The organism is Ruegeria sp. BC3, assembly GCF_056539265.1.
In genome coordinates, this window is the sequence record NZ_JBQFUP010000001.1 from 898,678 (window position 1) to 925,090 (window position 26,413).

Below are 26,413 nucleotides of genomic sequence, written 5' to 3' on the forward strand. Positions count from 1 at the left end.
GTCACCGAAGGTTGATCCGCAACACTGCGGCGCTGGCAAACGGCAGCAACGCAATCGTAGCCGCGGTGATCCCGCCCAGCATAAGCAAAGGTGTCTGCGTTTCCATCCCGGTGGCCCCGCGACGGGCGACTTCGGCCCCAAAAATCAGTGTTGGAACGTAAAGCGGCAGAACCAGCAGGGACAAAAGCAACCCGCCGCGTTTCAGGCCCACGGTCAGGGCAGCACCAAAGGTTCCGATCACGCTCATGGCCGGGGTGCCGATCAGCAGTGAGATCACTAACCAGAAGAACCCAGGTACCGGCAGGTTCAGCAGAACACCCAGAAACGGCGCGGCCAGAACCAATGGCAAACCGGTCGTCAACCAATGCGCCAGCGCTTTGATTGACACGACAGCCTCAAGCGGCAACGGAGCCGTGGCAAGCAGGTCCAGCGATCCGTCCTCCCAATCCAATGCAAGCAGTCGGTCCAGCGACAGCAGGCAGGCCAAGAGCGCGCCTAGCCACAGGATGCCGGGCGCGATAGTGGATAGCAGCGAGGATTGTGGGCCCACCGAAAACGGCACCAGAACGGTCACGATAAGGAAGAAGGCAAGGCCCAGCCCAAAGCCCCCACCGGCACGGAAGGCCAGTTTCAGGTCGCGCAACAAAAGGGCGATCACAGGAAGCCTCCGTCAAAATCGTCGATGGGCTTTGGCTTGGCCTTGTTGGGGCCCACATCCAGAACTTCGCCTTCGAGGCCAAGGTCGATATGGGTCGCAATCAGGGCCGAACCACCCTGCCCCAGATGCGCGCGCACGGCGTCGGCAAACATTTGTACGGCGTTCTTGTCCAGTGACACGGTTGGTTCGTCAAGCATCCAGATCGGCCGTCCGGTGACCAACATCCGGGCCAGACCAAGACGGCGCTTTTGACCGGCTGAAAGGTTTCCCGCATGGCGGTCGGATAACTCGTTCAGTTCAAAGGCATCTAGAGCAGGTTGAATATCCCGCGTTCCGAAGACCGAAGCCCAGAAGGTCAGGTTTTCCACCACCGTCAGCGTCGGCTTCAGCCCGTCGGAGTGCGAGGCATAGGCAATTTGATCCTCGGCCCCTTCGATCGTACCCGCCAGTGGCAGCTGCAATCCGGCCAAAGTCCGCAGCAGCGTCGTTTTGCCGATACCGTTCGGCCCGCGCAGGATCAGCGCGCGCCCGGGTAGCAGCGAGAAGGTAAGTCCTTCCAGAACGGGAATGCCGCCACGGGCGATGGCTAGGTCGGTCACGGTCAGTGTCATGCAGTCCCGCTTATCTCATTGCGGACAGGGGCAAAAGGCGAGATTTGCCGCAGGGACAGCAGGGCCGAGCAATTTGTCGGGTGCGGGAGCGAGAGGCCAGCCTCTCGCGCTCTCCGAGGTATTTTGGGCCAGATGAAGGAGGATCCGGTTATACGGGGATCAAAGCGAGCGCGATGCGGCGACCTTCGGACAGCAGAACATTGTATGTCCGGCAGGCAGCTGGCGCATTCATGATCTCGACGCCGATACCAGCTTGTTCCAGCGCGCTGCGAAGGTCTGTGGGTATGTGTGTGAGCTCGGCACCGGTTCCGATCAGCAGGACGTCAACATTTTCGGCCAGAGCAAGCAGCGGCTCGCGATCATCATAACCGCCCCAGGCTGCGGTACCTTGCGCGCCTGTCAGAACCGCGCCCTCGTAAACCTGACCGCCGATGCGGAAGAAACCGGGGCCATAGCCGTCGATCGGCACAGCGTTGTTATATGTGATCTCATTCAATCGCATGGGCGTCCTCTATGCCCCATATAGGCAAACCCGACAAGGCGGCAACCGCGATCGCAATATAGGCCGCATAGCGGTAGAGCTTCTCTTTTTCCGGGTTGAACAGCCGGCCGCCCAGCCAGTTGCCCAACAGATTTGGGACCGAAAGCGCCAGCCCCAGAAAGATGCTGTCTGGCGTCACGCGCCCCATGGCGGATAAGAATCCAAAGATCAGGAAATCAAATCCGAAGAGAAACAGCAGGATGGTAGCGCGGATGACCTCGATCGGCAGCGGACGGGACATGTAGAACAGGATCACGGCAGGTCCAGGCAGGCCTGCGACACCACCTAAAAATCCGGCGGCACCACCAATTGCCGTCACCATCGCGCGCCGCACACGGCCCTGATACCGCAGGCCAAGGATCAGGATTGCCAGCATCAACAGGGCCAGAAGGCTGACCGCGTATCGGAACACCTCAGGCGCGACCAGTGTGAGCAGCCACAAGCCAACCGGCAGAAGCAAGGCGCATCCCAGCAGCAACCGCACAAGGTCGCCGCGATCCACGGCTCGCCATGCCCGTCGCAGGTTGGGCAGCGGTCCAAAAATGTCCATGATGGTCAGCCCGATCAGCGCCCCAAACGGGCCCAGAAACGGTGTCGCCAGAGGCAGGAAGATCAGCGCAGTTCCAAACCCGGAAAACCCGCGCACGACCCCGCTTAGAAAAGCTGCAAAAAAGAGTACGGCCAGCCCCGTCGGGGACTGGCCGAACAGATCAAGCGTCCACATTCGCGAACTGATTGCCCGCGTTGTTAGACGGTTTGGACCAGTCGCGCTTGACACCCAGCCACAACAGGATGGTCGAAGCCACAAAGACCGATGAGTACGTCCCCACGATCACGCCCCAGATCATGGCAAAGACAAAGCCACGGATCACGTCTCCGCCAAGCACATAGAGCGAGATCAGCGCCAGCAGGGTCGTGACAGAGGTCATGACCGTCCGGCTTAGGGTTTCGTTGATCGAGATGTTCAACACTTCTTTGAGGTCTTTCTTTTTATACTTCCGCAGATTCTCGCGCACGCGGTCGAACACAACCACGGTGTCGTTCAGCGAATACCCCACAATCGTCAGCAACGCGGCGATAATGGCCAAGTCGAACCGAATCTGCAGTTCCGAGAAGATCCCGATGGTCAGGATCACGTCATGCACCAGCGCTGCGACCGCACCCAAAGCGAACTGCCATTCAAAGCGCAACCAGATGTAGACAAGCACCGCGCCTATCGCCAGCGCGACCGCAATGACCGCCGTTTGGATCAACTCGCCCGAGACTTTGGGACCAACGGATTCAACGGATACAAATTGAATATCCGGAGCCGCAATCTTTAGCGCCTCTTCAACCGCTGTAACGGTTTCAGCCGACACTGCTTCTGCCTCGGCCTGAGCCTGAATACGGATCATCGCGACATTTTCATCAGGCCCGAAGGTCGGATCGAAGATTTCGGTGATGGTCACGTCGCCCAGTTCCAGCGGAGCGATGGCATCGCGATAGGCGCCAACGTCCACGACCTCGGCGCTTTGGGTTCGAATGGTGGTCCCACCGCGGAAGTCGATGCCGAAGTTCAGGCCTTGGATCATGAATGAGGTGAAGGCAATCACCATCATCAGGCCGGAAATGCCCAGCCAGATTTTCCAGCGGCTGAAGAAATCGAACGAGGTGTTCTGGGGTACGAGTTTCAGTCTCATGTCAAACCTCGATCGTTTTCGGACGGCGGCGTTCGAACCACATGACGATCATCAGACGCGTCACGAAGATCGCGGTGAAGACCGAGGTCAGAATACCAAGACCCAGTGTAATTGCGAAACCGCGCACCGGACCGCTGCCCATGGCAAACAGGATCACAGCGGTGATGAAGGTGGTCACGTTCGCGTCCAAAATGGCCGACAACGCCTTCTCATAGCCCAGCTCGATGGCCCGTGCCGGCCCTCTGGCGGATTTCAGTTCTTCGCGAATACGCTCAAAGATCAGCACGTTGGCGTCCACCGCCATACCCACCGTCAGAACGATCCCCGCAATACCGGGCAGTGTCAGCGTGGCACCGATCAGGGACAACAGGCCAAACAACAGGCCCACGTTGATGATCAGAGCGATGTTGGCAAAGATACCAAACAGACCATAGCTGAGCGCCATAAAGGTCAGCACCGCGACAAAGGCCACGATGGTCGCCACCTTACCGGCGTCAATGCTGTCCTGCCCTAGTTCTGGGCCAATGGTGCGTTCCTCAAGGAACTCCAACCCCGCAGGCAGGGCACCCGCACGCAGCAGGACGGCCAGATTGGTGCTTTCTTCAACGGTGAAGTTGCCGGTGATGATACCTGAACCACCCGGAATGTGGCTTTGGATCACAGGAGCCGAGATGACCTCATCATCCAGAACGATTGCAAACGGTTGGCCGATATTTTCCAGCGTGTAGTCGCCGAACTTACGTGCGCCAGATGTGTTGAACCGGAAGCTGACCGCCGGGCGTCCATTCTGGTCGAAGGAGGGCTGGGCATCCACCAGTTCCTCGCCGGTGACGACAGGAGCGGACTCGACCGTGTAGAAGATTCCGTTCTCATCGATGGAAGGGATTATCTTTTCGCCGATGCCTGGCACAGCGTTTTCATTCGTGCCTCGCCCAACGACCGGGTTAAAGGTCAACTGCGCGGTGGTGCCGATGATCTCTTTCAACTCACCCGCGCTGCCAATGCCGGGAACCTGAATCAGAATACGGTCCGCGCCCTGGCGCTGAATCGTGGGTTCGCGCGTGCCGACTTCGTCGATACGACGGCGCACGATCTCAAGCGACTGGCGTACGGTGCGGTCGTCCGAGGCCAGCCTTTCCGCCTCGGAGAGCTGAACAACGATAGTGTCGCCTTCGGCGCGCGCTTCGATGTCCGTAGCCCCTACTCCGGTCAGGGTCTGCACCTGTCGGGCCAATCCGCGCACAACCTCAAGCGCGCGGTTGATGCCCTCTGGCTGGCTGATTTTGACGCGGATTTCGTCGGGAGCCGACTCCTGTTTGCGGATCGTGCCAACGGTGGCGCGTTCATCCCGCAGCGCATCACGGATTTCCGGCCACATCGCCTCCATCCGGGATTCGTAGACATCCGAGACCTGAACTTCAGCCAGCAGATGCGCACCGCCGCGCAGATCGAGGCCCAGATTGACCAGCGACGACGGCAGCCAGTTTGGCCACTGCGCCGCTTCGGCCTGCATTTCGGGGGTGTCGATGCCAAGCTCGATCGCGGCCTTGGCATCGTTGGATTGCTCGACGCGCGTATAAAACGCATTCGGCAGGGCCATCAGCAGGCCGATCACGCAGACCGACCAGATCAGAACCCGCTTCCAGGTATCAATTTGCAGCATTACCCTGCCTTTTCAAGGAATTGTCGCGCGAAGTTACTTCGCAGGTTCGGTCTTGTTCAGAACCTGAGCGATGGTCGACTTGACGACGCGAACCTTGACGCCTTCGGCGATTTCGACCTCGATCTCGTTCTCGCCTTCTTTGACCTTGGCTACTTTGCCAATCAATCCACCTTGGGTGACAACCTGATCGCCGCGGCGCACAGCCTCGACCATGGCCTGGTGTTCCTTCATCTTTTTCTGCTGCGGACGGATCAGCAGGAAATACATAATCGCGAAGATCAGGATCAGCGGGAGAAACTGGGCGATTGCGCCACCTTCCATGGGATATTCCTTTGTCTAGATGCTGCGGACACGCTCCGCAAATTTGGCGAGAACCTATGCTCTGAGTTGCCCCTTTGCAAGCAAAGGCGTCGCTGTGCCCCACCCTGACGTCGCAACACTGTCCAAAGAACAATCCAGGCGTTGCAGATATGTCCTAGGCACCCTGCTGAATCCGGGTATAGTTTGGGTTAAGGGGGACATATGGTACGGCAAATCAAGCCATTCCTTTTACTGGTTTATTTTCTGACAGCCATGGCGTCGAGCCTTTGGTTTTCAGATGTCGCAGTTGCGCAGGAAACACCGGCCGACACGGTCCCACCCGAGGGTGAGGAATCGGACTCTTTCATGGCTCCGGTCATCGTGGACGGTGACGTCTTGTTCCAAGTCCGGGGCTCCAGCGCCCTACCCGCGCCAGAGCGGGCTGAAGGTGTCCAGAACAAGATCATCGAAATTGCCGAGGCTTCGGACGCACCAACGGTCGAGATCACCTATGAAGAAACCGAGATCGGCATCTGGACAATTGCGGATGGTGAAAGGGTCTCAATCGTTACGGCAGCTGACGCAGAATTGGATCAGATGGAGCTCAGCGTTCTGAGCGTGTTGCACGGGAACGCGATCAAGCAATCCATCGAAGCCTACCGTGCGAACCGCACCGAACAAGCCAGGGTATCCGGTGCGATCGAGGCGGCCGCTTGGACCTTGGGATTTGTTGCGTTTGTGGTGGCGATCCTATGGGTGCACCGTCGCATTCGACGCAAAACACTAAAACTCGTCAAACGACACCTTAAAGACGTGGAGACAGCGACCGCCAAAAGCGTGCAAGCCGAGGCAATTGCCGCGCTGGTGCGCTATGGGTTGAACTTCGTTCTGCTCATCATCTTCTTCCTTGGGTTCTACTATTACCTGTCCTTCGTTCTGCTGGCATTCGCTGAAACCCGCTATTTCGCGCAGCTACTGCTGACCTACCTGACAGAGCCCGTGTTGCTGATCTTCAAGGGCATACTCAGCTATATCCCCAACATGATCATGCTTGGCCTGATCACTTGGGTGACGATGTACATTATCAAAGGGATGCGGGTGTTCTTTGACGCGGTCGAAGCGGGCTCATTCGACATGGGCGATTTCGAAAAACACTGGGTCAGCCCGACCTTCAACATTGCCCGCGTTGTTGTGATCCTGATCGCCTTGGTCTTTGCCGTCCCTTACATCCCAGGTTCGGACTCGGCGGCATTCCAGGGATTGACCATCCTCGTGGGCGCGATGCTGTCGCTGGGTGCAAACTCAGTCGTGTCCAACATGCTGGCCGGTCTGTTCGTGATCTATCGCCGCTCGACCTCAATCGGCGACCGGATTCAGATCGGCGATCACATCGGGGACGTGGTTCAGATCAAGCTTATGGAAACCCACCTGAAATCCATCAAAAACGAGCTGATCTCGATCCCCAACGCGCAGCTTATGAATTCTGATGTGGTGAATTTCTCAAAGAAAACGGACGGCAGCGGGCTGCTGCTGCACACGACTGTCGGCATCGGATACGAAGAGCCACCGGAAAAGGTCGAGGCGATGCTGATCGAGGCTGCCAATCGCACCAAGGGCATCAAGTCCAAGCCCGAACCCTTTGTTTTGTGGACCGCCCTGGCTGACTACGCGATCAACTATCAGATCAACGGCTATACGACCCGCGGCAGTATCATTCCGAAAATCCGGTCGGATCTGCATCGCAATATCGTGGCCGTTTTCAACGAGAATAGCGTCCAGATCATGACGCCCTCTTACATGGCCGATCCGCCCGAACCCAAGATACCGGCCGGGCATTGGGATGGCCACCTGGCGCATGAAACACACGAGGACGCGGATAAGTCGTAACCGGCGCTACACCCTTCCATTCAGATGGTGCATAAGCGGTTTCAGTGATTCACGCATTTAAGGATCTGAACCATGCACGACATCCGCGCCATTCGCGAAAACCCAGCCGCCTTCGACGCCGCACTTGCGCGCCGTGGGGACGCGCCGGTGTCGTCAGATTTGCTGAGGCTGGACGAAAGCCGCCGGGCCAAGATTCTGGCGGCCGAAACCGCGCAGGCTGAACAGAACAAGGCCTCCAAAGAAGTCGGCGCAGCCAAAGCCCGCGGTGACGAGGATGAGTTCCAGCGCCTGCGCGCTTTGGTGGCCGAGAAAAAGGCTGAAATCGCCCGGATGCAGACCGAGGCCAAGGATTTGGACGCGCTGCTGACGGATCAGTTGATCCGCATCGCCAACCTGCCAGCTGAGGACGTGCCCGAAGGTGCGGACGAAGACGACAACGTCGAGGTCAACCGCTGGGGCACTCCGCGGGAACTGGGCTTTGCGCCGAAGGAGCATTTCGAGATTGAAGCCGTGCAGAACGGAATGGATTTCGAGACGGCGGCCAAGCTATCCGGCTCTCGCTTTGTGCTGTTGTCCGGCGGTGTCGCCCGCATTCACCGTGCGCTGGCGCAGTTCATGCTGGACACGCATATCAACGAGAACGAACTGACCGAGGTGAACGGCCCGGTTCTGGTTCTGTCCGAGATGATGCAGGGCACCGGCCAACTGCCAAAATTCGGAGAGGACAGCTATCAGACCCGCGAAGGTTGGTGGCTGATCCCGACCTCCGAGGTGTCGCTGACCAATATCGTCAACGACACGATGATCGAGGAAAGCTACCTGCCCCGCCGCTATACCGCGCATTCGCTCTGCTTCCGTTCGGAAGCTGGCAGCGCGGGCAAGGACACACGCGGCATGCTGCGTCAGCACCAGTTCGAAAAGGTCGAGATGGTCTCGGTCACCCACCCGGAAAAATCGGATGAGGAACAAAAGCGCATGCTGCGCTGTGCCGAGGGCATTCTGGAGAAACTGGGCATCCCCTATCGTACCGTCATCCTGTGCACCGGCGACATGGGCTTTGGCGCGCGCCGGACGTTCGACATCGAAGCGTGGCTGCCAGGTCAGGACACCTATCGCGAGATCAGCTCGGTCTCGACCTGCGGTGATTTCCAGGCCCGTCGGATGAACGCACGCTTCCGTCCCGAAGGCGGCGGTAAGCCAGAATACGTTCACACCCTGAACGGCTCGGGCCTGGCCGTTGGCCGTTGCCTGATTGCCGTTCTGGAAAACGGTCAGAACGCCGACGGTACCGTCACCCTGCCTGAAGTTCTGGCCCCTTACCTGGGCGGCAAGCTGACCCTGCAGCTGGACGGCACGCTGGCATAAGAAAACCGGCGTCCAAACGGGCGCCGGTTCCGAAAGATCAAGGGCGAGGAAGGTTTACTTCTTCGCCTTTTTCTTATCCTTCTTCTTGTCTTTCTTTTTATCTTTACTCTTGTCTTTTTTGTCGGCGCTTTTCTTGCCGTCTTTTTTGTCTTTCTTCTTGTCCTTCTTCGCCTTGGCTTTCACCTTATCCTTGGCTTTCGAGAACACAGCTTCCATTTCCTGAAGCTTTTTAGCGGCCTTTTCCGCTTTGGCTTTGGCCTTGGCCTTCTTTCTGGCTTTGGCCGCTGCCAGTTCGGCTGCAGCTTTCTCTTCGGCGGCTTTTCGCGCCGCCTCTTCAGCCCGCTTTTCGGCCGCTGCCGCGGCAACTGTCTTGCGGGCCGTAGTTCGGCGCGTCGCCGGTTTTCTTGCCGGTGACTGGCGGGTTCTTGGTTTCGCCGCAGCACGCGCCGGGGCGGTTTTCTTTGCGGCGGGTTTTGTTGCAGCGCGCTTTGCGACCGCAGGCTTCGCCGCGACCACCTCTTTTGCCGCAGCGATCAATACAGCCGCGCGGGCTTCACCGATGCGAGGAACTTTGACCAGATCAGCGGGGGTCGCCTTGGCTATGGCTTCTGCGGTTTTGAACCCATTAGACGTCAAAGACTGTCCAAGCGCCTCACCTACACCTTTGATTTCGGTCACTACGGTCATTCTCTGTCCTTTCAGTCTATCCCTGCAATCTGTATATACACAAGATATACAGCCTCGCAGCCCTATGTCCGAGCATAAGGTTTTTTGTATCAATTGCTATGAGCGAACCGTCCTGACTGATCCTTGCGCGGAAACGGTACAAGGCGTTTCGCCTCTTCATCCCATAATTTCAGGCTCAGTGCCGCCACGGCCTCGGGGAACTTGATCCGGCGCGGAGTGTATTCCGGCGGTAGGTTATAGTGGCAAGCCCGCAGCCGATAAGACGGAATACGTGCATTGAAATGGTGAATGTCGTGCAGCGTGATGCATGCGACCGCATTGTCGAACCACCACCCAAAATCCAAGGCAGATGAGCCCTGAAGCGCCGCCAACTGTGGGTCCAACTCGGGGCGACGGTCCCAGTAAGTGTCTTCGAAATTGTGCTGAAGATAGACGAGGAACACACCCAGCATGCCGCCCAGAAGCGAGAACACCAGCCACACCAAAATGCCAGTCGTGCCGGCGATCAAGTACAAAAGCCCGAGGAACACGATGATGGAGAGGTTATGCAACAGCACGCCCATTACTCCGAAACGAACCGTATTCTTGGGCCAGCGATAGCGGATGAAATAGGTAAACAGCGCGCCGACCGGTACCAGGATGAACGGATTTCGATAAAGCCTGTAGAACAAACGCGTTTTCCAGTCGGCGTTTTCCCATTCGCGCACGGTCATGGTATGGATTTCACCCGTTTCACGGTGCTCCAGATTCCCGATCCCGGCGTGATGCAGGTTGTGGTTCTGCTTCATCACCTCAAAAGGCGCAAATGTGAACGGTGAAAGCCCGTGCCCTGCCCATTCATTCTGCGCGCGGGTTTCGAACAGCGAATGATGCCCGCAGTCATGTTGCAGCACATAAAGACGCACTGCAGAGAAGGCAAAGACGATCCCGGCAGGAATCATCACATACCAGCGGTCTACATAAATGATCGCCAGTGCCAGCGATGTGAAATACACCGCAAACGTTCCGAAATAGCTCAGCGCGGCCAATCTATTGTCCTGAACCGCGTATTGCCTTGTGTATTCCCTCAGATCCATCCAGCCGCTCCCCACGTTGGTCAGGTCCAATGGTGTCAAAAACTGGTGCGGAATCTCCGCGTGAAAAAACACGCGCAAAAAACAGATGCACGCCAGTGAATGCTAGCGTGGGGAAATGGGGCTGTCACGCCCCTCAGCCGAAAATGCTGAAAATTGGCGCAGTTACGCGCGACCCTTGAGATGTTTAGCCAAGGCACCGGCATTTTTCTTGCGGCGACCTTTGTAGGGGTTCTTGTCCCCTTGCCCGCGCAACGTTAGGCGGATCGGCGTGCCCGGCATGTCGAAATCCTCGCGCAGTCCGTTGACCAGATACCGCGTATAACTGGCAGGCATCTTGTCTGGGTGCGAGCACATTACGACGAACCCCGGCGGGCGGGTCTTGGCTTGGGTCATGTAACGCAGCTTGATCCGGCGGCCTTGCGGGGCTGGCGGCGGGTGCTGTTCCAACATGGCCGTCAGCCAACGGTTCAATGCAGCCGTCGGGACGCGGCGGTTCCAGATGTCATGGGCACGCAGAATGGCGGCGCGCAGACGCTCCAACCCACGGCCGGTTTTTGCTGAAACCGTCACCAGCGGGGCACCACGCAGTTGCGGCAGCAAACGCTCGAACGACTCTTTCAGATCCCGCAGCTTTTCCTGCTTGTCCTCTTCGATGTCCCATTTGTTGATCGCAACAACGACGGCGCGGCCTTCGCGTTCGGCCAGATCGGCGATGCGCAGGTCTTGCTGTTCGAACGGAATAGCCGCGTCTAGCAGGACCACTACGACCTCAGCGAATTTCACCGCGCGCAGACCGTCAGAGACCGATAGCTTTTCAAGCTTTTCCTGCACCTTCGCCTTTTTGCGCATGCCCGCGGTATCAAAGATCCGCATGGGCGTGGTTTCCCCATCCGGGTCGGCCCAGTCGATGCGCAGGCTGATGGCGTCGCGGGTAATCCCGGCTTCGGGTCCGGTCAGCAACCGATCTTCGCCCATGATCTTGTTGATCAACGTCGATTTACCAGCGTTCGGACGCCCGACAACGGCCACCTGCAGCGGTTTGGCCGCTGTGATCAGAGGTGTCTCACCCTCGCCGTCTTCGTCAAGGTCGATATCGGTTTCCGGCGCATCGTCGACCGCCTGCTCTTCGGCGGCATCGGCCAGTGGCATCAGCTGGGTATAGAGATCGGTCATCCCTTCGCCATGCTCGCCCGACAGTCGGACGGGCTCACCCAGACCGAGGTTATAAGCCTCGAGCACACCGGCATCCGCAGCGCTGCCTTCGGCCTTGTTGGCTGCAAGGATCACGTGTTTCGATCGTTTGCGCAGGATTTCCGCGAACATCTCATCCGTCGGTGTGATGCCGACACGAGCGTCGATCATGAACAGACAAACGTCCGCCATATCCACCGCGCGCTCGGTCAGGCGACGCATGCGGCCTTGCAGGCTGTCGTCGGTCGCGTCCTCAAGACCTGCGGTGTCGATCACGGTAAAGCGCAGATCACCCAGACGTCCCTCGCCCTCGCGCAGGTCACGCGTCACGCCGGGCTGGTCATCGACCAGAGCCAGGCGTTTGCCGACAAGGCGGTTGAACAGGGTGGATTTGCCCACGTTGGGGCGGCCCACGATGGCGAGGGTCAGCGACATGATACTCAACTTTCAAGACTCAGACGCGCCCTTTAGCGCATCTTTCGGTCAACGGAAAGCGTGCAAATCACCTTTGGTCGACACCACGTACAGCGTCTGACCCGCCACAACCGGTGCTGTCGTTGCGCCGCCGGGCACCTCGACACGGTTCACCAGCGATCCATCAACCGGGTTGAAGAAGCGGAGATAGCCGTCATTCGAGGCGATGACGATGCGACCGCCCGCCACAATGGGGCCGTAATGCGCATAGATCGGTCCACGCCGACCTGGCCTGTCTTTGACAAACCCCGGAAGGTCCTGTGCCCAGACAATTGTCCCGGTGGCCGCGTCCAGCCGCACCAGCTGGCTGCGGTCGCTAATCAGAAAAATGCTATTGCCAGCAGGCCAGACAGTGTCGACGGCTCCTTCGTCCGCAGTCCAGATGCGGTCGCCTGTGTTGGCGTCAAACGCAACGGTGCGCCCGGAGTGGTTGCCGATGTAGATCGTGTTGCCCACGACCATTGGTCCTCCGGTCACGTCCACGATCTGCGCGGCCGCACGTCCACGACGTCCACCCGCGACCGAAGCATTCCAGCGGCGAATACCGCCCCGGCGGAAGGTCGCGGCGATGTCACCCGAACCAAAGGCGAAGACAGAAAAATCGGATGCCAAAACCGGCGCGGGAGCGCCGAGCACGTTGCCGACACTGGGTGTGCCTTGCACCTGCCAGGCGATACGTCCGTCTTTGGTGTTGACGGCCCAGCCGGTTTCGTCCCCGGCGACCAGATACAAAAGACCACCGCTAACCAAAGGCGCACCGCTGCCGGTTGCGTTCAATCGCTTCTGCCAGCGGACAGCACCGGTTCTGGCGTCAAGCGCAGTCAGGCGGCCAAAGCCTGAGGACACATATAGGACGCCATTGTCATAGGCCATGCCACCGCCCGTAGCATCCGAGTCGCCATCATTCGGCGGGATCAGGTTGGTGTTCCAAACAACCTGCCCTTGTGGCGATACCGCCGAAACAGTGGCACCTGCATCCAGAGTGTATATCAGGCCGCCGGCAACAACCGGCTCGGCCGTGATCCGCAGCTTACGCGAGTCGCCCTTGCCAATGGATGTGGACCAGATACGCTGCGGCGTTGCACGCAATTGGGCGTTGGTCGTGCGGAACGCCGCGGTGCCCGCGCTCTGCGGCCAACTTGCGTTGGCCCTTTGCGCTGGCAGGCTGATCGGTTTCGAGCCACGGGTCTCGACGGTTGCGGTATCAGAGGATGGACGAATATCTTCCCGCTCACCGGGCAGGATGACCTCGGGCTCTTCACAGGCTGCGACCATGGTCAGGGCCAGGGCTGCCACCGGCAATCCAATACGAGAAAATAGACTTGCTACCATGATATTCCGAACTCGCCTGAAAATGTTGTTGCCGCTACCGGATCAGCCCTGCTGGGCTACCAGAGGTTCTGGCTCGCCGCCCAGCGCTACGATAAGCTGCGCCGCGCGTTGCTGCTGATCAATGCTGACCTCAGCATCCTGACGCAGCGATTGCAGGCGCGTGATTGCCGCCTCGACATTGCCCTCGGACACATCGATCAGGGCCAGTTGTTCTTCGGCCAGCAAGCGCAGCGGCGCGCCAGGCGCGGCAAGCGCTTCGAACTGAACGCGGCGATCAGCGGCGGGCAAAGTCTCGGACTGCAGCAGAAGCGCCTTGAAGCTGGCGATGGCGCGGTAGATTTCCGGTAGGTCGCCCTGCGTTGCGACAGCGTTCAGACTGGCAACCGCATCTTGGTCGGACCCGGCCTCAAGCTGAGAGGCCGACAGAAGCATGTTGAGAATCGCGTCGCCGCCAGGCGATTGCGTTTCGACCGCTTCCAGGCTTGCAACCCGATCTTGGGATTGATTCTGCGTCAGCGCGGCCAAAAGGGAATCCCCCAGCTGTTCCGCCTGACTGGTGGCGCGTGCCTTGCGCACCTCGTTAAACGCGGCACCGCCCACGATCAGAAGGACCGCAAGAACGCCAACCCAGCCCCATCTGCGCAATAACAGGAACAGGCGGTCTCGGCGCACCTCTTCGGTCACCTCATCAATAAAACTGTCGACGTCGCTCATCCCTGCCCTCCGGGGCTGTATCCTTGGTGTATGGCGCCATGTCATACCCCGGCGCTTTCGCCAAGCCAAGGGTCCGATTTCGCACATTCACAATGGGGGCCTTCGCTATTGTGGAAAAAAATAAACCGAACTATTCAGTTTAGCGTAGAAAACATACATACTCGTGCCCACTTTCTAGCATGGACGCCAAGAAAAACACGGCAGCGAATTCTGGGAGTAGCCCCGCATGCGATTGATTTCACTTGTAAATGCCGCATTGGTTATTGTTGTTCTATTTTTCCTCGTGTTTCAGAGGGACAGCCTTTTTGCCTTCGCCGGACGCGCTGAAGCGGATGCAAGCCCGGAAACAGCCACCGAATCCGGCGCGGATTCGGGCGAAGAACAGCTGACCATCGGGGTCGTAGCCATGCGATCGTCGGCGCGCGAGATTGATAACGCTGTCCAGTTGCGCGGCCAGACCCGCGCCAATCGCGAAGTCGAAGTTCTGGCTGAAACCACCTCGACTGTGATCTCGGAACCCAAGCGTAAGGGTGCTTTTGTCGAAGCGGGCGACCTGCTGTGCGAGCTTGATCCGGGCACCCGCCCCGCCAGTCTGGCCGAAGCCAAGGCGGCCAAGCTGGAAGCCGAAAGCCGTATCCCCGAAGCCGAAGCGCGCTTGCAAGAGGCGCACGCCCGCGTGGCCGAGGCCCAGATCAACCTGACCGCGGCGAACAAGCTGTCCGAGACCGGCTTTGGCTCGGAAACTCGTCGAATCTCAAGCGAGGCTGCGATGCGCACCGCTGAGGCTGGTGTGAAGACTGCAGAAGCCGGGCTGGAAGCCACCCGCGCCGGGATCGAAGCTGCAACAGCCGAGGTCAAGGCCGCAGAGCGCGAGATCGAACGTCAGACCATCGAAGCTCCGTTCAAGGGCCTGCTGGAAAGCGACACCGCCGAGTTGGGTAGCCTGATGCAGCCCGGTTCGCTGTGCGCAACCGTCATTCAGCTGAACCCGATCAAGCTGGTCGGGTTTGTCCCCGAGACCGAGGTCAACCGGGTCATCGTCGGCTCTGAGGCAACCGCACAACTGGTGACCGGACTGCAAGTCGCCGGTCGCGTGACCTTCCTGAGCCGCTCTGCCGACGAAGTCACCCGCACGTTCGAAGTCGAGATCACGGTTCCGAACCCCGAGCTGGCCATCCGCGACGGGCAAACCGCCGATATCCGTATTTCAGCCGCCGGAGCCAAGGCGCACTTCCTGCCGCAGTCGGCCCTGACCCTCAACAACGAAGGTCAGGTGGGGGTACGCACCGTTGGCCAGGGCAATGTGGTTGATTTCCATCCCGTCGCCCTGCTGCGTGACACAGCCGAAGGCGTCTGGGTCGGCGGCCTGCCAGAAACCGTCGACGTCATCGTTGTGGGTCAGGAGTTCGTCACCCGCGGCGTCATGGTCGAACCCACTTATCGGGAAGCAGCAAAATGACCGGAATAGTCAGTTGGGCCGCAGGCCGGGCCAGAATGGTTCTGGCCTTTATCGCTATCTCATTGGTCATCGGCGGGTTTGCCTATGTCAGCCTGCCGAAAGAAGGTGAGCCGGACATCGAAATCCCTGCCCTGTTCGTCTCGGTGCAGTTTCCTGGCATTTCCGCCGAGGACTCGGAAAACCTGTTGGTCAAACCGATGGAGACCGAGCTTGCAGACCTTGATGGCCTGAAAGACATGACCTCGACCGCCGCCGAAGGCTATGCCGGTGTGGCGCTTGAGTTTGAGTTCGGCTGGGACAAAACCGCGATCATGGCCGACGTACGCGATGCGATGAACAGCGCGCAGGCCGAGTTTCCTGAAGGCGCCGAGCAATACTCGCTGACCGAAATTAACTTTTCGGAATTCCCCATCGTCATCGTCAACCTGACCGGCGCTGTACCCGAACGCACGATGGCCCGCATCGCAAAAAATCTGCAGGACGACCTTGAGGCTTTGGACTCGGTGCTTGAAGCGGGTATCGCGGGCAATCGTGACGAATTGCTTGAGGTCCTGATCGACCCCCTTCGGCTTGAGGCTTATAACGTTACCGCGGATGAATTGATCAACGTCGTGCGCAACAACAACCAGTTGATCGCAGCGGGCGAGGTTGAAACGGCGCAGGGCACGTTCTCGGTCAAGATCCCGTCATCGTTCAAAACCGCGCAGGACGTGTATGGCCTGCCGGTCAAGGTGAACGGCGACCGCGTCGTCACGCTGGGAGAACTGGCACAGGTCAACTACACCTTTGAAGACCGCGAAGGCACCGCCCGTTTCAACGGCGAACAGACCGTCGCGTTGCAGGTGGTCAAGCGCAAGGGCTATAACCTGATCGACACGGTCGACGCCGTGAAGGCCACCATTGCCACCGCACAGACCAAATGGCCGCCCGAAATGCAGGCCGCAATTCAGCTGGGCACATCGAATGACCAAAGCCGGATCGTCGGCTCGATGGTCAGCCAGCTGGAAGGCTCGGTTCTGACCGCGGTCGCTCTGGTTATGATCGTTGTTCTGGCCTCACTCGGCACCCGCGCGGCGCTGTTGGTGGGCTTTGCCATCCCGACCTCGTTCCTGCTGTGTTTCGCGTTTCTGGCGATGATCGGGGTCACGATCTCGAACATGGTGATGTTCGGGCTGATCTTGGCCGTGGGGATGCTGGTCGACGGGGCCATCGTCGTCGTGGAATATGCCGACAAGCGCATCAAAGAGGGCGTCGGCCCAATGCATGCCTATGTCGAGGCGGCGCAGCGGATGTTCTGGCCCATCGTCTCTTCAACGGCCACGACGCTCTGCGCCTTCCTGCCAATGCTGTTCTGGCCCGGTGTTCCCGGCGAGTTCATGAAGATGCTGCCAATCACGCTGATCTTTGTTCTGTCGGCCTCGTTGGTGGTGGCGCTTGTCTATCTGCCGGTGATGGGCGGTGTTTCGGGCCGCATGAGCCGGGTATTCGACCGCAACTCGGACTGGCTGCGTGCGAGAACGCCTTGGTGGGTTCGGGCCGTCATGGTACCGCCCGCACTTTATATGATTTTCCTTGGCGCAATGCAGCTTTTGAACCCCGCGTATTTGCTGCCCGAGGGCGCATCGGGCGGCGTGTTGTTAGGCGCGGCTTTGTTCATCTTGGGCGGATTTGCGGGGTCGGTCACGCTCAGCGCGGCGCGGATCGAACGCGCGCCGGATCAGCATGTGCATACTGCGCGCGAACATACGCTGTTTGGCTACGTCATCAAGTTTCTAGTCGGCAACCCGATCATGCCGATCGTTTCGATTGTCCTGATCGGTTTTGCGATCGTCGGCGTCATGACAGCCTTCGGCAACAACAACCGCGGTGTTGAGTTCTTTGTGGAAACCGAACCGGAACAGGCCACTGCCTTTGTCCGTGCGCGCGGCAACATCTCGCTGGTTGAAAAAGACCAGATGGTTCTGGCTGCCGAGGAAATCATCAGCGCGCATCCCGCCGTGGTAAACGTCTTTGCCTTTGCAGGCGAAGGTGGTCTGAACCAAAACAACGGCGGCGCGCAAGCTCCGGCCGATACGGTCGGTCGCGTACAGTTCGAGATCATTCCGTGGGAAGATCGGCCAAACCTATCCGAGCCAATCCTCGGCGGCTTGCTGGATCGTCAGACCATTGCGCCCGAGTATGACGGCAATTTTGTTTTAGAAGAACTGAACGCCGAACTAGCAAAAATTCCGGGTTTCGTGGTCGAGATCGAGCCATTGGAGCAAGGGCCCGCCTCGGCCAAGCCGGTCCACCTGCGCATCAAGGCAGATGGCTGGGAAGAGCTCACAACGGCCACAGTCGCCGCCCGTGAAGCGTTCGACGCCACCCCCGGCCTGATCAAGATCGAAGACACGTTGCCCCTGCCCGGTATCGATTGGCAGATCGACGTGGACGTCGCCAAGGCGGGACGGTTCGGTGCGGATGTGGCAACGGTTGGTGCGATGGTGCAACTGGTCACGCGCGGATTGCTTCTGGGTGAAATGCGCCCCGAGGGTGTGGACGAAGAAATCGAAATCCGCGTGCGCTTTCCCGACTCTGACCGGGTATTGTCCACGCTGGATACGCTCAAAGTCCGCACACCCGACGGTCTGGTACCATTGTCGAACTTTGTCACGCGCAAACCCGTGGCCAAACTGGCCGAGATCAACCGGATCAACCAACAGCGCTATTACGACGTAAAAGCCGATGTTGAACCGGGGCTGAGCAAGGTTGTGACAAATAACTCAGACGGGACAGAGCAACGTCTGGCCGTTGTGCGTGAGATCCCCGAGGATGTCGAGCCAACTGGATCAACCTTTGCTGGCCCGACCGGTGGCACATACGAGTTGATGATGCTGACCGGTGCTGGAAGTGCCGATGAGGTGCGCACAAGCCTTGAGGATGGCGACGCGCGGATCGTGCTGATCAACCCCAACGAACGTATCGCCGTTCTGACCGAGTGGTTGAACACCGACCCCTTTGGCAGCGCCGTCGACTGGGAATGGACCGGTGATCAGGAAGAACAGGAAGAATCCGGAGCCTTCCTGCAGAGCGCCTTTCTGGGTGCTTTGGGCCTGATGTTCGTGATCCTGCTGGCGCAGTTCAACTCGTTCTACAACTCGGTGCTGGTGCTGCTGGCTGTTGTTTTGTCGACCACGGGCGTCCTGATCGGAATGATGGTCATGCAACAACCGTTCTCGATCATCATGACGGGCACCGGGATCGTGGCGCTGGCGGGTATCGTGGTGAACAACAACATTGTTCTGATCGATACCTATCAGGAATACAGCCGCTATATGCCCCGGATCGAAGCCATCATCCGCACGGCCGAGGCGCGTATCCGTCCGGTTCTGCTGACCACCCTGACCACGATGGCAGGTCTGACCCCAATGATGTTCGGCCTGTCGTTGGACTTCATCAACGGCGGCTATTCGATCAACAGCCCGACGGCCCTGTGGTGGAAGCAGTTGGCGACTGCCGTCGTCTTTGGGCTGGGCATCGCGACTATCCTGACCTTGATCGTGACGCCGTCCTTCCTGGCGCTGCGGGTGTGGGTGACCACCTATGCCGTGTGGCTGGCCAAGGCGCTGGCACGGGCGACCGCAGGACGCTCAAGCCAAATCGCCCAGGATATGGCCGTGGGTCGCGCCGCCCGTCAGGCTCAAACAACAGAAGTTGTATGGGATGATGGAACACCCGAGTCTGGGCAGCCCGAGGCCGGAACGGACGATCGCCCCGATCATCCACCGAAAACGCCTTTGAAGGCGGCTGAGTAGCCAAAAGCGATATCGGAAAGTGCCGCGAAGCCATAATTGACTCACGCAGACAAAAGTCTATCGATGTCACAGCAGCCTGTTTTTTGGACCACGCTTTTCATGGATGGATACTCAACCTCATTGGGCCTGCACCTGATCGCCGACTTCTTCGACGCAACTGCCCTTCATGACCCACTCCCCGGAGCAGATGCGCTGAGGCGTGCCGCCCTTGCGGCCAAGGCCGATATTCTTGGCCTCAAGACCCATGACTTTGGACAACGGGCGGGGTTTACCGGCGTGGCTTTGTTGGCCGAGTCCCATATCTCGGTCCATACTTGGCCGGAACACGGCTATGCCGCCATCGACATCTTTATGTGTGGCGAAGCGCAACCGCAGCGCAGCCTTGATGTATTGGAAGACTATTTCCGACCGCAAAGCGTCAAAGTCCAGTCCATCAGACGCGGTCTGGTCGGGCAGACCGTTCCCAGATTGGCTGTCGCGGGTTTCTGAACGACGAATACAGGAAGCACGCCGGGCGTTCTCTTGCAACAATTGTTTCATTGCCCCCCTATCGCGCTTGAACAAGAAAGGCGTGAAGGGGCGTGCTCTGGGCCTCCAAGAAACAGACTAACGCTCGGATCGATGGTGCGCGATTTCCAGTTAGGAGTGAGGTTCACAACCCGGTTGGCATCGTAAGATGCGCTTATGACGCAGTGGGAACTGGTAGTGAAATCAATCCGCTGCTTGGGCATCTGCCCCGAGTAGCCATCCGATGTGCGCGGCACTTGACTGACCTCCCCAATCGGCTTGACGGCCCTTTGGCGGAAGCGGCTGGCGACTGCCGAAGTCTTTGGGCTGGGCATCGCGACTATTCTGACGTTGATCGTGACGCCGTCCTTCCTGGCGATGCGTGTGTGGGTGACCACCTATTCTGTGTGGCTTGGCAGAGCGCTGGCGCGCCCCGCGACCGGTCGCTTCGGCCCGGTCGCACAGGATATGGCCGTCGGCCGCGCTACCCTTAAAGCTCAGGCAAAGGAAGTTGTTTGGGAAGGATGAAACTGCGCCGGCTCCAAGCAAGGCTTCAGATGATCGACCGGATCAGCCCCCACGCCACCGCTTAAGGCTGATGATAAGCAATATGGCGAACCTCAAGGTTCGCCATGTTTCTTTTTTGTGACTTAGTCGGTAAAGACATACTCACCGAGATCACACAGGTTTAGGCCATAGTCTTCAACCGACGATCCATCATCGAACCCGCCGCGAATATCGTAAACGCATGTGGTCAGACCATCGGCGATAACAACGTCAATCTCGTAGTCGGGTGCCAGATAGCCACCCCTTAGCAGATTGCCTTCCCAGCTATCGGACGACGCGGGGGAGACATTGAACTCCACCAAGTCCGCGCTGGAATCGTTGACGATCAGAAATTCAAGGTCCTCGGCGCTTGCCGAAGTCGCCATAAAAACAGTTGCGAGTAACGCAGCTGCTGCACGCATTTTCATCAGTTATTCCTCATTTTTGGGTTCAGCCAAAGTGTCATGCACCGTGCCTGCGCGTACCTTGTCATCGAAGAAATAAACGTCAATTTAAACTTCGATGAAAAATCAGTTTTTCGATTGCCTGTGTTGAGCAAAATCCCCACCTAATGGTCAGGCAGCGTCAGCTTGCTGGCGGCTCCAGAGTTGCGCGTAGCGCCCCTCGCGTTGCAACAGCTCATCATGCGTGCCTTGCTCAAGGATTTCGCCGCGCTCCAGAACCACGATACGGTCCGCTTCGGCAATGGTGCTGAGGCGATGCGCGATGGTCAGAACAGTGCGCCCCTCACCTGCCCGCGCAAGCGCGTCCTTGATGTCCTGCTCGGTGTCCGTATCCAGGGCCGAGGTCGCCTCGTCCAGCAACAGGATTGGAGGGTTTTTGAGCAAGGTCCGCGCGATGCCCACCCTCTGCTTTTCACCACCGGACAATTTCAGCCCACGCTCACCAACCTTGGTGTCATAGCCTTCAGGAAGCGTCTCGATAAAGTCGTGGATCTGCGCGGCTTTTGCAGCCTCTTCCACTTCGGCTTGCGTGGCACCGTCACGGCCATAGGCGATGTTGTAGCGAATGGTGTCATTGAACAGCACCGTGTCCTGCGGCACGACGCCAATGGCCGCGTGCAGGCTGGACTGCGTCACGTCGCGCACATCCTGCCCGTCGATCTTCAGCGCGCCGCCCGTGACATCATAGAACCGGAACAGCAATCGCCCGATGGTGGACTTGCCGGACCCTGTGGCCCCCACGATGGCCACAGTTTGCCCAGCGGGCACCGTCAAAGAAACGCCCTTGAGAATCTCGCGATCGGGGTCATAGCCGAAATGCACATGGTCCAAGGTCACTTCGCCGCCGTTGACCGCCAGATCCGGCGCGCCGGGCTTGTCCTGCACCTCGGCCGGTTGCTCTAGCAGGTCGAACATCTGCCCCATATCCACCAGCGATTGGCGGATTTCACGATAGACGGTGCCGAGGAAGTTCAAAGGCACGGTGATCTGGATCATATACGCGTTGACCATAACGAAATCGCCTACGGTCAGACTGCCCTGCTGTACGCCAATGGCCGCCAGAACCATCACTCCGATCAGACCACAGGTGATCAAAAAGGACTGACCAAAATTCAGGAAAGCGAGCGAATACGCGGTCTTCAACGCGGCGCCCGCATAGGCCTTCATCGACACGTCATACCGTTCCGCTTCGCGCGTTTCGGCGTTGAAGTACTTGACGGTTTCAAAGTTCAACAGGCTATCGATGGCGCGCTGGTTGGCCTCGGTATCCTGATCGTTCATCTCGCGCCGCAGTTTCACGCGCCACTCGGTCACGGCAAAGGTGAACCAGATGTAAAGCCCGATAGTCACGGCCACAACGACCAGATACCAGACGTCAAACAGCCACATCAGGATGATCGCGACCAGCAACAGTTCAAGGATCAACGGGCCGATAGAGAACAGCAGGAAGCGCAGCAGAAACTCGACGCCTTTCACGCCGCGTTCGATGATGCGGCTCAGGCCTCCGGTGCGGCGTGTCACGTGATAGCGCATGGACAGCTGGTGGATATGCTGGAAAGTCTCAAGCGCCAGTGCCCGCAACGCGCGCTGCCCAACCGGGGCAAAGGCCGCATCGCGGAGCTGTTGGAACCCCACGGTAAACAACCGCGCAACGCCATAGGCCACAGTCAAACCCACTGCGCCCAGCGCCAGAGGCGGCACGCCCTCACCCGCCAGACTGTCGACCGCCCCTTTGTACAAGATCGGCGTGTAAACCGCGATCAGCTTGGCCAGCACCAGCATCCCCATCGCCAACACGACGCGACGCTTCACCCAAGGCTCATTATCGGGCCAAAGGTAAGGCGCGACCTTGCGGATCGTGCGCCAACCAGAGCGGCGTTCGTCCGTCGCAGGCATATCTTCTGAGGTCATAGGGGCTGCTCGTCTCATCACGTACCTGATCTGCGGTCAGAGATAGTCCCTGGCCCCGCTGGGGCCAGAGACCAAGGGTTATTCGGGGATTGTGAAAATCTGGCCCGGGTAGATCAGGTCAGGATCACGGATCGAGTCGCGATTGGCCTCGAACAGCTTGACGTAGAGGATTCCGTCACCAAACCGGTCCCTAGAAATCGCCCAGAGCGTGTCGCCCTCCTGTACGGTCACAGCTCGGATTGCAGACGCTTCGGGCGCGGCCTCGGGCTCATCGCTGGCTTCGGCGGCACGCAGCACCTCAAGAGGCTCGCGCTTGAACGGCGTCTCCAGGCGGCTGACGACGGTTCCGTCCGAAGCGACCTCATCCACACGCAGGGTGTAGACGCCTGGGTCGATCCCCTCCAATTCGCTGCGCCATTTGCCGTCATCCGCTGGCGACAGATCGTCGACAAGCTGATTGTCCAGATATAGGCGCACCGCCGACCCGTCCGGCACGCGCCCCGTCAGTTCGACGTCACCCACATCGGAATAACCGATCGTGTCCAGAGCAACCTCTTCCGGCGCGCTGGTTTCCGCAGTCGGGGCTTGCACCAGCTCAACCCCATCCTCACCTGAACGCAGCACAGCAACTTGTTGATTTTGGGTATCTTCCGCGACGCCCTCGGCGGCCTCTTGGGCCGTCTGTTCAGTTTGTTCTGTACCGGCATCCGCCGTTTCGACCTCAGCAGCCGCTTCATCCGCAGGCACGGCCGGTGTCTCGGATTGCGCAGCGGTGTCCTCCGCAGGAGTTGGCTCCTCCGATTCGGCGACGGCGATCTGCTCGGGCTCCGGTTCTGGCTCGGGCAAAGCTGCAATCAAGTAATCATCTGAGCGCAGAGGGGCATCCGCGCCCTCAGTTTCCAATGTCAGACCCCGAGCATTCTCCGAGAACGGGATCGACAAAAACTCGGCAAACTGACCCGACGCGTCGACAGTAAAGCTGTGCACCTGCTCACCATCCAACAGGACACGCACGTCGGATCCCGGCTTGGCATTCCCGGACAAAAGCGTGTTGCCGTCGGGTTCGACAAAAATCTGGTCCAGCGTCGGCGCAGGAATGACCGGGTCCGCCTCGGCAGTGTCCTCGGCCGCAGCACTAGCCGTATCATCCGGTGCGGTTGCGGTCGTATCCTCTGGTGCGGGCGCAGGTTGCTCGGCCTCTGCTGGCGCCTGCTCCTCTGATGTTTGGGTTGTAGGCGCGGAACTTTCGGTGGTTGCGACGGCTACATCCGGTTCAGACACCTCGTCCTGCGGGCCGGGTCCAAATATTCCAGACAGGTACAACCCGCCCGCGCCGAGCACCACGACAACACCCGCTATCGCCCCCCAGGCGAATGCCCCCGAGCTTTCGCTTCCCGACTTGGAGTCCATTCTTTTCCTTTCACTCCGCAGCGCAAGTGCCTTGAGTATAACACATTCTGCCTGACGGTTGAGCCAATCTATCAATCCCGCTATCAGGGGTCAAAACCTCAGATACAAGCCCGGAGAAGCCATTCCATGTCTCAGAAATCTGTCTGTGTGTATTGCGGGTCACGAAATGGCGCGATTCCGGCCTATTCCGAGGCCGCGCGCCGGTTCGGCGAATTGCTAGCAAACGAAGACTGGAGGCTGGTCTACGGTGCCGGGGATGTGGGCCTGATGGGCGAAGTCGCCCGCGCGGCGCAGTCCGCCGGGGGCGATACCTTTGGCGTCATCCCAGTTCATCTGCTGCGACGCGAGGTCGGCAAAACAGACCTGACGAGCTTTGTCGTGACCGAGACGATGCATGAGCGCAAGAAGGTCATGATTATGAATGCCGATGCGGTCGTCGTCCTGCCCGGCGGCCCCGGCTCACTGGACGAGCTGTTCGAGGCGCTGACATGGCGGCAGCTGGGCCTGCACGACAAGCCCATTCTGATCATGAATGTGGATGGCTACTGGGATACGCTGAAGGAGCTATTGCAGCAGGTCATCGGCCAAGGCTTCGCCGACGCCTCGCTTGCGGGTTTCATAACCTGGGTCGATAGCCCCGAGGCTGCGATGTCGGCGCTCAGGTCAAGTCTTACCTGAATTGCGCGATGAACGGGCGGCCAGGACCGCCCGTCTGGCTTTCTAGGTCAGGTCGCGGGCGCAAGACGGCTACGCAGAACCTGTTCGACCTTGTGCAGAGGATGGTTCGTCAGCGTCTTGTCGACTTCGGCAATCACCTTGCCCAGCACCTCGCTGTGCAACCGTCGGCGCAGCAACCCAAGGACATGCGGACTGGCCACTAGAACCAGCCGTTTGTAAGCGCCTTTCAGCCCTTTCCGGTTCAACAGATTGGCCACGTCCTGCACAAACAGGGATTTGGCATGGGTCTTCCATTTACCCTCTTCCATCGCCGATTTCTGGTTCGGCGCCGTGTCATATCGGCGACCTGCCCGATCAGACGGTTTGGCGTTCGCGCCATCGCTTTCCTCGACGGATACGACAACCAGATTGGGATCTTCGGCGTCGGTGACATTCTCCATGAACAGCGCCTTTTCCCCGTCGGCAATAACAACCCATGTTCCCTGTGCAAGTTCGACCATAGCGTTCTCCTGTTGTGGCGTTGATGCCATTCCTCATGCGTCAGACACACCTCTCCCGAGACGCGCCGAAGTCATTCAGCGCGTTGCCTGACAGTGCTCTTAGTGGTTTGCGGCTCTCTCCCTTCCGCATATCTTAGCTAAGTATTGCGGGGCCGCGTACAATAGGTCTCAATTCGAAAGTTGACGTATAGGCAAGTTTCCACCTGCGACAAAGCTCTAAGCTTTATCGGCGCAGGTGAACGGCGCGTTTTTTTGGTGTCAGCTAAAGCCGGCAAAAAAGTGTTAAGTGTGGTGCTATGAGCGGCCGATATCTTTCGTGATTGTGAGGATCGCTCGTCCGTCTGATGCAGACTTTGCCATATTTTTGATACAGTTCCGTGAAAGCGTGTTTATGTGAGAGAACTAACCGTCATCCATTCGTCGAAGCTACGCGTCGCCAGCACGCAAATCGCTTGGGTTTGCCTCGGGCTGATTTGGCCCGCACTTTACGTTTTTACAATTCACCCCGCCGACCATATCGGGGCATTTTTCAAAGCAGTTTTTGCTCTTTGCGCCTTGGCAAGCGGCGTTTTTGCAATGAGCGCGCTCTTTAGAATTTGGCGCATTTTCCGAGCATCGGGCGATTGGAAAGCTACAATCGGCGCAGGCAGGCTTGTGTGGGATGTAGCCATACCATCCGAGAACTTACCGATGGACGTCGAACTTGGGCAGATCGCCAAGGCGCTGCGTTTGGAAACGAGCCAAACAAGCAAAGACAGCGATGGTGAATACACCGAAACCCGCGAACGCTTTGAGCTTCATTTGACCGATGATCGTGTCCTGATCATTGATCGAGAAGCCGCAGGAATGGACCCACACCGAGTATTTCTGGCGCTTTCACAATATGGCATTCGCTATGAGCTTTGGTTCCAGGATTGCACGAAGGGCAGTGGTAACACGTCGAAGATGTTTCAGCGTTGTTATTGA

24 protein-coding genes are annotated in these 26,413 nt (G+C 58.7%); 8 read left to right on the forward strand and 16 right to left on the reverse strand.

The features are described 5' to 3' along the window. Nucleotide 1: 1 nt before the first annotated feature. The 7 genes from ccmB to yajC all read right to left on the reverse strand — a co-directional run bounded on the left by ccmB (nucleotide 2) and on the right by yajC (nucleotide 5,473). Nucleotides 2-658, reverse strand: coding sequence for a heme exporter protein CcmB (ccmB, locus tag ACR0MV_RS04460; protein ID WP_170468630.1), 657 nt, complete (start codon nucleotides 656-658; stop codon nucleotides 2-4). Beyond that, nucleotides 655-1,269 carry a heme ABC exporter ATP-binding protein CcmA gene (ccmA, locus tag ACR0MV_RS04465; protein WP_480701101.1) on the reverse strand — a complete coding sequence of 205 codons (615 nt, stop codon included), beginning with the start codon at nucleotides 1,267-1,269 and terminating at the stop codon, nucleotides 655-657. The genes ccmB and ccmA overlap by 4 nt, the downstream gene beginning before the upstream one ends. 148 nt (nucleotides 1,270-1,417) lie before the next feature. Further along, entirely contained in the window at nucleotides 1,418-1,771 is a 354-nt protein-coding gene (locus ACR0MV_RS04470) for an Mth938-like domain-containing protein (protein WP_170428169.1), read from the reverse strand. Next, complete coding sequence (locus ACR0MV_RS04475; RefSeq protein WP_480701102.1) at nucleotides 1,758-2,534, reverse strand: TSUP family transporter; 777 nt, start codon at nucleotides 2,532-2,534, stop codon at nucleotides 1,758-1,760. Before ACR0MV_RS04475 ends, ACR0MV_RS04470 begins: the two co-directional genes overlap by 14 nt. Continuing rightward, nucleotides 2,521-3,489 (reverse strand): protein translocase subunit SecF, encoded by a 969-nt coding sequence (secF, locus tag ACR0MV_RS04480; RefSeq protein ID WP_170428175.1) that lies wholly within the window; start codon nucleotides 3,487-3,489, stop codon nucleotides 2,521-2,523. Before secF ends, ACR0MV_RS04475 begins: the two co-directional genes overlap by 14 nt. A gap of 1 nt (nucleotide 3,490) precedes the next feature. Then, nucleotides 3,491-5,152, reverse strand: a complete 1,662-nt coding sequence (gene secD / locus ACR0MV_RS04485; RefSeq protein ID WP_170428178.1) for a protein translocase subunit SecD — start codon at nucleotides 5,150-5,152, stop codon at nucleotides 3,491-3,493. 33 nt (nucleotides 5,153-5,185) lie between these two features. Beyond that, nucleotides 5,186-5,473 carry a preprotein translocase subunit YajC gene (gene yajC / locus ACR0MV_RS04490; protein ID WP_170428181.1) on the reverse strand — a complete coding sequence of 96 codons (288 nt, stop codon included), beginning with the start codon at nucleotides 5,471-5,473 and terminating at the stop codon, nucleotides 5,186-5,188. A 201-nt stretch (nucleotides 5,474-5,674) separates the two neighbouring features. On the opposite strand from yajC, the gene ACR0MV_RS04495 reads away from it, so the two are divergent. After that, nucleotides 5,675-7,339 (forward strand): mechanosensitive ion channel family protein, encoded by a 1,665-nt coding sequence (locus ACR0MV_RS04495; RefSeq protein ID WP_480701103.1) that lies wholly within the window; start codon nucleotides 5,675-5,677, stop codon nucleotides 7,337-7,339. Nucleotides 7,340-7,411: 72 nt separating this feature from the next. Beyond that, the gene (serS, locus tag ACR0MV_RS04500; RefSeq protein ID WP_480701104.1) at nucleotides 7,412-8,704 is read left to right on the forward strand and encodes a serine--tRNA ligase; all 1,293 of its coding nucleotides are present in this window, start codon (nucleotides 7,412-7,414) and stop codon (nucleotides 8,702-8,704) included. Between the two features lie 54 nt (nucleotides 8,705-8,758). Here serS and ACR0MV_RS04505 read toward each other — a convergent pair whose 3' ends face one another. The 5 genes from ACR0MV_RS04505 to ACR0MV_RS04525 form a co-directional block, all read right to left on the reverse strand. Next, entirely contained in the window at nucleotides 8,759-9,484 is a 726-nt protein-coding gene (locus ACR0MV_RS04505; protein WP_480701105.1) for a helix-hairpin-helix domain-containing protein, read from the reverse strand. Continuing rightward, nucleotides 9,481-10,467 carry a fatty acid desaturase gene (locus ACR0MV_RS04510; protein ID WP_170428190.1) on the reverse strand — a complete coding sequence of 329 codons (987 nt, stop codon included), beginning with the start codon at nucleotides 10,465-10,467 and terminating at the stop codon, nucleotides 9,481-9,483. Before ACR0MV_RS04510 ends, ACR0MV_RS04505 begins: the two co-directional genes overlap by 4 nt. Before the next feature lie 162 nt (nucleotides 10,468-10,629). Next, nucleotides 10,630-12,093, reverse strand: coding sequence for a ribosome biogenesis GTPase Der (gene der, locus ACR0MV_RS04515; RefSeq protein WP_480701106.1), 1,464 nt, complete (start codon nucleotides 12,091-12,093; stop codon nucleotides 10,630-10,632). Nucleotides 12,094-12,141: 48 nt separating this feature from the next. Next, a complete protein-coding gene (locus ACR0MV_RS04520) occupies nucleotides 12,142-13,464 on the reverse strand; it encodes a PQQ-like beta-propeller repeat protein (RefSeq protein WP_480701107.1) in 1,323 nt (440 codons plus the stop codon). A 42-nt stretch (nucleotides 13,465-13,506) separates the two neighbouring features. Then, nucleotides 13,507-14,178 (reverse strand): hypothetical protein, encoded by a 672-nt coding sequence (locus ACR0MV_RS04525; protein ID WP_480701108.1) that lies wholly within the window; start codon nucleotides 14,176-14,178, stop codon nucleotides 13,507-13,509. A gap of 226 nt (nucleotides 14,179-14,404) precedes the next feature. Between ACR0MV_RS04525 and ACR0MV_RS04530 the strand changes: the two genes are divergently transcribed. From ACR0MV_RS04530 to ACR0MV_RS04545, 4 genes are all read left to right on the forward strand, one after another. Next, nucleotides 14,405-15,637, forward strand: a complete 1,233-nt coding sequence (locus ACR0MV_RS04530) for an efflux RND transporter periplasmic adaptor subunit (RefSeq protein WP_480701109.1) — start codon at nucleotides 14,405-14,407, stop codon at nucleotides 15,635-15,637. Continuing rightward, nucleotides 15,634-19,431, forward strand: a complete 3,798-nt coding sequence (locus ACR0MV_RS04535) for an efflux RND transporter permease subunit (protein WP_480701110.1) — start codon at nucleotides 15,634-15,636, stop codon at nucleotides 19,429-19,431. The genes ACR0MV_RS04530 and ACR0MV_RS04535 overlap by 4 nt, the downstream gene beginning before the upstream one ends. A 99-nt stretch (nucleotides 19,432-19,530) precedes the next feature. Next, entirely contained in the window at nucleotides 19,531-19,920 is a 390-nt protein-coding gene (speD, locus tag ACR0MV_RS04540; RefSeq protein WP_480701111.1) for an adenosylmethionine decarboxylase, read from the forward strand. A 297-nt stretch (nucleotides 19,921-20,217) separates the two neighbouring features. Further along, nucleotides 20,218-20,466 carry a hypothetical protein gene (locus ACR0MV_RS04545; RefSeq protein ID WP_480701112.1) on the forward strand — a complete coding sequence of 83 codons (249 nt, stop codon included), beginning with the start codon at nucleotides 20,218-20,220 and terminating at the stop codon, nucleotides 20,464-20,466. A gap of 122 nt (nucleotides 20,467-20,588) precedes the next feature. Here the strand turns inward: ACR0MV_RS04545 and ACR0MV_RS04550 are convergent, their stop codons facing one another. The 3 genes from ACR0MV_RS04550 to ACR0MV_RS04560 all read right to left on the reverse strand — a co-directional run bounded on the left by ACR0MV_RS04550 (nucleotide 20,589) and on the right by ACR0MV_RS04560 (nucleotide 24,269). Next, nucleotides 20,589-20,912 (reverse strand): hypothetical protein, encoded by a 324-nt coding sequence (locus ACR0MV_RS04550; protein WP_480701113.1) that lies wholly within the window; start codon nucleotides 20,910-20,912, stop codon nucleotides 20,589-20,591. 147 nt (nucleotides 20,913-21,059) lie between these two features. Then, a complete protein-coding gene (locus ACR0MV_RS04555; RefSeq protein WP_480701114.1) occupies nucleotides 21,060-22,859 on the reverse strand; it encodes an ABCB family ABC transporter ATP-binding protein/permease in 1,800 nt (599 codons plus the stop codon). 78 nt (nucleotides 22,860-22,937) lie between these two features. Further along, complete coding sequence (locus ACR0MV_RS04560; protein WP_480701115.1) at nucleotides 22,938-24,269, reverse strand: LysM peptidoglycan-binding domain-containing protein; 1,332 nt, start codon at nucleotides 24,267-24,269, stop codon at nucleotides 22,938-22,940. A 126-nt stretch (nucleotides 24,270-24,395) separates the two neighbouring features. On the opposite strand from ACR0MV_RS04560, the gene ACR0MV_RS04565 reads away from it, so the two are divergent. Beyond that, on the forward strand, nucleotides 24,396-24,947 hold the full coding sequence (locus ACR0MV_RS04565) for an LOG family protein (protein WP_170428227.1): 552 nt from the start codon (nucleotides 24,396-24,398) through the stop codon (nucleotides 24,945-24,947). Nucleotides 24,948-24,994: 47 nt separating this feature from the next. Here the strand turns inward: ACR0MV_RS04565 and ACR0MV_RS04570 are convergent, their stop codons facing one another. Next, a complete protein-coding gene (locus tag ACR0MV_RS04570) occupies nucleotides 24,995-25,447 on the reverse strand; it encodes a baeRF12 domain-containing protein (protein WP_170428230.1) in 453 nt (150 codons plus the stop codon). A gap of 393 nt (nucleotides 25,448-25,840) precedes the next feature. Between ACR0MV_RS04570 and ACR0MV_RS04575 the strand changes: the two genes are divergently transcribed. Beyond that, complete coding sequence (locus ACR0MV_RS04575) at nucleotides 25,841-26,413, forward strand: hypothetical protein (RefSeq protein ID WP_480701116.1); 573 nt, start codon at nucleotides 25,841-25,843, stop codon at nucleotides 26,411-26,413.

Coding starts and splice junctions, on each gene's coding strand:
- ACR0MV_RS04560 (WP_480701115.1), bottom strand. CDS start 24,269: ATGGACTCCAAGTCGGGAAGCGAAAGCTCGGGGGCATTCGCCTGGGGG.
- ACR0MV_RS04530 (WP_480701109.1), top strand. CDS start 14,405: ATGCGATTGATTTCACTTGTAAATGCCGCATTGGTTATTGTTGTTCTA.
- ACR0MV_RS04510 (WP_170428190.1), bottom strand. CDS start 10,467: ATGGATCTGAGGGAATACACAAGGCAATACGCGGTTCAGGACAATAGA.
- secF (WP_170428175.1), bottom strand. CDS start 3,489: ATGAGACTGAAACTCGTACCCCAGAACACCTCGTTCGATTTCTTCAGC.
- serS (WP_480701104.1), top strand. CDS start 7,412: ATGCACGACATCCGCGCCATTCGCGAAAACCCAGCCGCCTTCGACGCC.
- ACR0MV_RS04495 (WP_480701103.1), top strand. CDS start 5,675: ATGGTACGGCAAATCAAGCCATTCCTTTTACTGGTTTATTTTCTGACA.
- ACR0MV_RS04520 (WP_480701107.1), bottom strand. CDS start 13,464: ATGGTAGCAAGTCTATTTTCTCGTATTGGATTGCCGGTGGCAGCCCTG.
- ACR0MV_RS04550 (WP_480701113.1), bottom strand. CDS start 20,912: ATGAAAATGCGTGCAGCAGCTGCGTTACTCGCAACTGTTTTTATGGCG.
- ACR0MV_RS04475 (WP_480701102.1), bottom strand. CDS start 2,534: ATGTGGACGCTTGATCTGTTCGGCCAGTCCCCGACGGGGCTGGCCGTA.
- ACR0MV_RS04570 (WP_170428230.1), bottom strand. CDS start 25,447: ATGGTCGAACTTGCACAGGGAACATGGGTTGTTATTGCCGACGGGGAA.
- ACR0MV_RS04525 (WP_480701108.1), bottom strand. CDS start 14,178: ATGAGCGACGTCGACAGTTTTATTGATGAGGTGACCGAAGAGGTGCGC.
- yajC (WP_170428181.1), bottom strand. CDS start 5,473: ATGGAAGGTGGCGCAATCGCCCAGTTTCTCCCGCTGATCCTGATCTTC.
- ccmA (WP_480701101.1), bottom strand. CDS start 1,269: ATGACACTGACCGTGACCGACCTAGCCATCGCCCGTGGCGGCATTCCC.
- ACR0MV_RS04565 (WP_170428227.1), top strand. CDS start 24,396: ATGTCTCAGAAATCTGTCTGTGTGTATTGCGGGTCACGAAATGGCGCG.
- secD (WP_170428178.1), bottom strand. CDS start 5,152: ATGCTGCAAATTGATACCTGGAAGCGGGTTCTGATCTGGTCGGTCTGC.
- speD (WP_480701111.1), top strand. CDS start 19,531: ATGGATGGATACTCAACCTCATTGGGCCTGCACCTGATCGCCGACTTC.
- ACR0MV_RS04470 (WP_170428169.1), bottom strand. CDS start 1,771: ATGCGATTGAATGAGATCACATATAACAACGCTGTGCCGATCGACGGC.
- der (WP_480701106.1), bottom strand. CDS start 12,093: ATGTCGCTGACCCTCGCCATCGTGGGCCGCCCCAACGTGGGCAAATCC.
- ACR0MV_RS04535 (WP_480701110.1), top strand. CDS start 15,634: ATGACCGGAATAGTCAGTTGGGCCGCAGGCCGGGCCAGAATGGTTCTG.
- ACR0MV_RS04555 (WP_480701114.1), bottom strand. CDS start 22,859: ATGACCTCAGAAGATATGCCTGCGACGGACGAACGCCGCTCTGGTTGG.